Genomic DNA, 6,109 nt, shown 5'->3' on the forward strand with positions numbered 1-6,109 from the left:
GCTTCCTCACCCACACCGGCCTGACCCTCGACCCCGAACCGCCGTAACCCTGACCCTTCAACCTCTGTAGCGCCGCGCTCTACCCCGCGGCAATCATCGGCCTCAGATGGAATCGAAAGACCCAGGACTGGTTGGCCTCACCAGATGGGCAGAAACGCCGATGTGCGAATCCAGCAACGGTCGACATCGCCGAACGGCTCCCCGCGAGCGAACCATCCACTGTTGAGCGAGATATCGGGCGGGTGCCGGGTTCGGCGATCGGATCTGCCCGCGCAGCCACAGTTGCGGGCGGGTATTTCAGCATATGAATCTTCGTCGACGATCGGCGACTGTTGTCCGGGTGCGAATTGTGCGATGGTTCGTTGGACGCGGCCCGAACCGCCTAGTCAACATAGGATTTTGCGCAGATGTGCACACTTGCCCTGTCTTCCAGCATGGTCGACGTCCATCGGCGACTTGGTCAACGTTCTCGATCGTTCGAGGGTGTCGAGCGTGGGCCCGCATGCCCAGAAGGATGAACGGGATTCAAGACGCCGGTCTGGTCGTCAGGGGCGGCTGATGGATGGGCGCGCCTACCTCGAAAAGTTCATCGCCGATCGCTTTCGGGTTCCGCCGAGAACGTCCGATGCTGGACGTGACCGGGATCTCGTGCTGCTTGAAGTTCACGGCGTAGCGACCGGCCTGGTCGCCGCCGGCGCATTGAGCGAACACGATAGAGACCAGGCGCTCGCCGACCTCGACCTGGCCCTCCAACACGCCGCGCGACGGCCGCGTCGCCGTGCGGACTCCCACTCCACCGCGCATTCCCGAAACCCGCCGTCCGCCACAGTCGCCGATGTAGCGCGAGGCGGAAGCCAGGAAACTGCACCTGGAACCGCAGCACCCGTCCTGCGTCGAGTCCTGCCTCTGGATGCCACGTTGGACGTCCAAGACGAAACCGTGACACTTATCTGCCTTGAATCGTGGTCGACGATGCTGCTGCTGAACGTCGCGTTCCCGATCGACCCGCAGCAGACCCCGTCACGGTTCCGTACCCGCCGGGATCACACGTGGCGCGGCTGGGACGACGCCGGCACCACCTATCGGCTGACCGGAAGCGGAGCCTTCAACAATCACGGCGTGCACTTCGAGCGGATCTGCTTCCAGCCCGGTCTTCCAGACGATGCCAGGACGCTCACCCTAACGTCGTCCTACGAAGGCGCCACGAGCGAACTCACGATACCGCTGAAGCCCGGTGACCGCCAATGAGCGAGACGAGCGCGTCAAAGTGAACGGCCCATAACCTCAGGCCAGGGCAACCCAAAGTGAAACACTCAGACTAGCGGCCCATGAGCAAAACGTGGTCATCGTACGCGCTGCAGAAATACACCGTCGGTCGGGCGTCTGCTCCTCCAGTCCTGACCCCTCGAACGTCGTGGCGCTGGCCGCTCTTGGAATTGACGAAAAAGTAGCGACCATGGGCAATTGTGTAACCGCGATAATTGACTGCCGCATGGGCTCGCCAAGACGAGGACGGCTGCGAGAGTTGGACGCGGCACCGAATCGCTTGCGGCCGTAGCGGCATGGCTTCGGGGTTGAGCACGGAGGCTGTGGCCTCTGTGCTCAACCTTCCGGCCTGCAGAGACAGTGCAGCATAACACATCCAACAACCTTGACCTGACAGATACAACGTACGTCACGCCTGCTTGGACTCAGTGGGCGGATGCCCCCGGCCAGCCGTTCACCCGATGGAGCCTGCGCAAACTCGCCGACTACCCCGCGCACAAGGCAAACGATCCGGGCCTGGGTCGCCCCGGAACCGGGTCGATCTGAGATCACCCCGACATATTCGTCGTGGGCAACCCGATCGAGGCGCATTTCGGACCGCTACGAACGTTCGTCGCTGGGTCCAACCACCCAACGAGCCAGTCGCGACCCCAGGCCCTGCACCACTATCTGCGCTGGCGCAGCGCCAACGCCCGCCATCCCGACGTCCTGGCCGCGCAACGCCGCGAACGCGCCCAGGTCCGCTCCGACCGGCAACGCCGCTGGGGTCAAACCACTGCCGAGGCAGCGGCCTGATCGACCCGACCAACGTTTCCGGCCACAGCACCAGAGAAGGTATCCAGCAGTCGGTAACCTGCGGAATCGAGCCGCTGGGGCAGGTCTCTGATCATGTCGCCGGGTCGCTACAGGCCTCCAGCCGCTTGTAGCGCTGCTGGGCCGCTTGCGGGGCGCATAGGCCGAGGCGCAGCAAAGGGGCTCGCCTGGGGCCGGCGGGATCGATCCGGCAGCCATCGCCGCGGTGCCGTGGACCACCTCGTGCAGGGCGGCGAGGTCCGCGTGGTGTGCCGCGAGCACACCCTGGGCGATCCGGCGTGGCGCTCAGTGAGGTGGGCTGGCCCCGACCCCACGCGGCGGAGGGCTCAGGGAAGCCGACGCCAGTCCGACGGGCTCACGCCATGGAAACGTTTGAATTCCACGCTGAACGCAAACGGATCCTCGTAACCGACCTCCCGGGCTACCGAGGCGACGGTGGCATCGGCTTCGCGCAGCAGGTCCGCGCCGACCGTCATGCGCCAGCCCGTGAGGTACCTGAGAGGTGGTTCCCCGACCAGGGTTGTGAAGCGCGCGGCGAAGCCGGCGCGGGACATGCCGACACGGGCGGCCAGCCCGGCGACCGTCCAGCGACGGCCAGGCTCCTCGTGGAGCAGGCGCAGCGCCTCGCCGACTGCGGGGTCGCCCAGCGCGCGCAGCCAGTCGAGCGAGGCGGCCTCGGGGCGGGCGCACCACGCCCGGAGCGCGAGCACAAGCACGAGATCCAGCAGCCGATGCAGGATGGCTTCCTGGCCGGGCTCGTCCCGGGCGACCTCGGCCGCAAGCAGGTCGAGCGTCGCCGCGGTCCGATGGCTTGCGGGCACGACCGCCACCGGTGGTAGCGGTCCGAGCAGCCGACCGGCCACGGTGCCTCGCAGATCGAAGACGCCGCGGAGCATCGTCGTCGCGCCGGGCAGACCGTCGCCGAACGTGCGGGGGCGAGAGGGCGGTGGACCCGAACGGTGCCCTCTTGGCCTGGGAAGAAGGACTTCGCGTGCCCGCCGATCGCGACCTGAGGTGTGGTGGCCGGATCGTCTGCGACCGTGCACGGACCCGGCCCGGTGACGGAGCGCGATATCGCCGCTGTCGAGGCGTCTCGGCGTGTCGGTGGCGTCAGGCAGGCGGATGAGGCCGGGCCGCCGAGTGCCATCACGATCGTCAGCGGCGGCGTATCGGTGAACGTCAACAACCACGGCGGCTGCTGGACTAGCTTCCTGACCACGGAACTGCGGGCGCTTGCACAGCGGCTGCGGGCCTCCGGCCTGTCGGCGCGCCGGGCATCCTGCAGCGGCGGCGACGTCCTGTTCGACCTCGGCGCCCCGGCGACCTGGGGGTCAGCCCTGACCGGGGTGTCGGCCGCGTACCTGATAGAGCCGGATCTGCGGGCGAGCATACTCAGCCCTGAGCGCCTGCCCGATCTCGTCGACACAGCCGTCCATGCGGGCGTGCGCCGGCTCGTGTTGCTGTCGGCACTCACCGCCGATTCCGACAGTCATCCGCTGCACCCTGGCGACCAGGCCGTCCGCCGCAGCGGAGTGTCCTGGACCATCCTGCGCCCAACGTGGTTCGCACAGAATTTCAGCGAGGACTTCTGGCGCCCGGGCATCCTCGCCGGCACCCTAGCGGCGCCAACTGGCGACGGGCGGACGCCCTTCGTCGACGCGGAGGATATCGCCGATGTCGCCGCCTCGGCGCTGACGGACGACCGGCATGGCGGTGCGGTATACGACCTGACCGGCCCGCGGGCCCTCAGCTTCGGCGAAGCGACCGGCCTGATCGGCCGGGCTACCGGGTGCGTAGTCCGGCACGCCGACGTCGACCCCGAGGTGTTCGTCGAGCGACAGGTCGCGTACGGCGTGCCAGCCGAGGTCGCGCGGCTGCTCACCGAGCTGCTCACCGACGTCCGCAGCGGCTCGGCCGAGGCAGTCACGGACGGGGTGCAGCGAGCCCTCGGCCGCCCACCTGCCTCGTTCGAGCAGTTCGTCGCCCGCAGCGCAACGGCGGGTGCCTGGAATTGACTCGCCGTGCCATCAGACAAGAATCTCGTCAGACAGGCAGAACGACGGCCGGCCTGCCCCGCGGCGCCGGTGGCGCTCCAGGAGGTCGGCGGCGATCTCGAGGTCGCGCGCCGCTCCAGTTGCGGTCGCACGGAACCGAAAGGCGGCGCAATACGTGCCAGGTGGGCCGGCGCGTACGCTCGACGCGGGTCGAGAGCCAGCCCTGTCGAGCCCGTCGCGGGCAGCTCGCCAGTGCACGGCGACGAGCACAGTGTGCGGCGGGGGCAGCGGCGGCTCGCCGGTGCAGATAGCGTCGATCGACGTGGCGAACATCGCGCGGACCGTCGCGGCGAGGAAGATGATGTCGTCGAGGGCACCTGACGTCGCCGATGCGGATCTTGACGGTCGGCACATGCCCCGACGGGCAGGAGTACAGCAGAGCATGCCGCGGTCGAGGATCTTGCCCGACCAGAGCTCGGGCTTCTCGAAGGCGCCCGCAGCGGATCGATGTCCAGTGCGACGCCGGCCCCGCCGACCGCAATCCGCCTCGCGGCCAGCGAGTCGCGCGGGTCGGATAGGTCGATCGGGGCGGGCGGCCGATCTCGATCTGGTTGCTCGCGAACTGTCGCGCGACGTGGTTGGGCAGCTGGCCGGGGACCTGGGCGCTGACCGCCTCGACGGCCGACGGCTTTCGGCGTCGACGAGCAGGAACCGTTCCTCGACGTCGACGTCGACGTCGCAGCCGCGCCCGAACCGGTTGCTACTGATCCGGACCTTCGTCGCCCGGCTCAGGGAGATGGCGAAGTTGGCCCCGTCCAGCAGGTTGTCCTCGATGACGATCGCGGTCGGTGCGGCGAACTCGTCGCCGATCGCGATGACGGCGTTGTCGGCCGCGCCGTCGTCGATGGTCATGGTGTTGTGCTGGATCGTCAGGTTCGAGTCGCCCAGGGACTGAAACCCAGCGCGGGTCGCCCGCATCACGCCGATCGCCCAGGCTACGCCCTTGCCATCGCCCAAGCGCTGCCTTTGAGGTCGGAACGGCTGGCCGTGCTCAACGTTCACCAGCTCTGTGCGGCGGTCAGGATCGTTGAGATGGAATCGCGCGACGGCGCCTTCCCGAACCCTCGCAACGAACACGAAGGGTCCTCGTTCGGCTGCGTGCTTCCGGCGAGCGACACGCTGGCGCCACGGTCGGCGGCCGCGCTCACCCGCACTTCAATCGTCAGCTCGTGTCACATACCGTCAGCTCCGTATCGGCCGCGACGACGGCCCCGGCGAGCGCGATCCCACCTCGAGCAGGAGGTCTCGGCACCTGCCTCCGGAACCGACACCCAACAATTGGTGCTGTGTCTCGGACTACCACCGAAACGGGCTGAATCTGGCTGCGTTACCGCATCATGCTGGTGTTGTCGCCAATGCTTCGAGGTCGGGTCCGACTGAACGAACACCCAGCCGGACTGGTTCAGCTGGTTGTGCCAGCCCCCGGGAGTTCGGCACCACGGTGACCGCGCAAGCGCGGTCACCGTCAGCAGTGTCGTGGCCTATCGCGCGGCTGGTAGGCGCGGTGGTGCGTTTCTGCGCAGCGCGATTGTGGTGCGTTGTTGTGGAAGTGCGCTCACACGGCGCTACCGAGTTCGTCGTCATGACCAGAAAATGGCCCGCCGGAGTGCCAGTCCACCGCGGTTGCAATCGCCAGCCCGTCCAACAGTCACCCAACAGTCCAGCGGCACGCGCCGACTGTTACCCAACAAACTCCTCGTTGCCCACTGAGCAGGTCGGCAATAGCCAACTGCGGACAGCGGAGAGCAGCCCGGCGCACGTGTTGTTCGGGCAACGCCCAGTCTGCTGACCCAACAGTCACCGGCGAGCCCATGTATTCGAGGGCGCTATCCGCCGGGATGTGCCTTGGTGAAGACCACCACGTCGACGTGGTAACTCGGGCGGCTGCCACCGTTCGGCCAGCCCCGTCGTGCCGTCTCGGCTTCGGCCTGGGTGGCGTAATACAGGAACTCGTCGCCGTGGCTGGGACCGGTGAC

Annotated in this window: 4 protein-coding genes and 1 pseudogene; 3 read left to right on the forward strand and 2 right to left on the reverse strand. The window is 67.6% G+C overall.

Annotated features, from left to right (window positions below):
* The first annotated feature begins 492 nt into the window (after positions 1-492).
* Together ABZS66_RS59955 and ABZS66_RS59960 are read left to right on the forward strand one after the other, a co-directional pair.
* On the forward strand, positions 493-1,248 hold the full coding sequence (locus ABZS66_RS59955; protein WP_354773678.1) for a hypothetical protein: 756 nt from the start codon (positions 493-495) through the stop codon (positions 1,246-1,248).
* Positions 1,249-1,813: 565 nt separating this feature from the next.
* Positions 1,814-2,061, forward strand: a pseudogene (locus tag ABZS66_RS59960) (hypothetical protein); the annotation flags it as partial.
* Positions 2,062-2,405: 344 nt separating this feature from the next.
* Here the strand turns inward: ABZS66_RS59960 and ABZS66_RS59965 are convergent.
* Positions 2,406-3,203, reverse strand: coding sequence for an AraC family transcriptional regulator (locus tag ABZS66_RS59965; protein WP_354773683.1), 798 nt, complete (start codon positions 3,201-3,203; stop codon positions 2,406-2,408).
* Here ABZS66_RS59965 and ABZS66_RS59970 point away from each other — a divergent pair.
* Complete coding sequence (locus tag ABZS66_RS59970) at positions 3,138-4,094, forward strand: NAD(P)H-binding protein (protein ID WP_354773680.1); 957 nt, start codon at positions 3,138-3,140, stop codon at positions 4,092-4,094. The genes ABZS66_RS59965 and ABZS66_RS59970 overlap by 66 nt on opposite strands.
* Before the next feature lie 12 nt (positions 4,095-4,106).
* On the opposite strand, the gene ABZS66_RS59975 is transcribed toward ABZS66_RS59970, so the two are convergent.
* Positions 4,107-5,210, reverse strand: a complete 1,104-nt coding sequence (locus ABZS66_RS59975) for a hypothetical protein (RefSeq protein WP_354773681.1) — start codon at positions 5,208-5,210, stop codon at positions 4,107-4,109.
* Positions 5,211-6,109: the final 899 nt, after the last annotated feature.

Source organism: Dactylosporangium sp. NPDC005572 (genome assembly GCF_040605515.1).
Lineage (GTDB): Bacteria > Actinomycetota > Actinomycetes > Mycobacteriales > Micromonosporaceae > Dactylosporangium.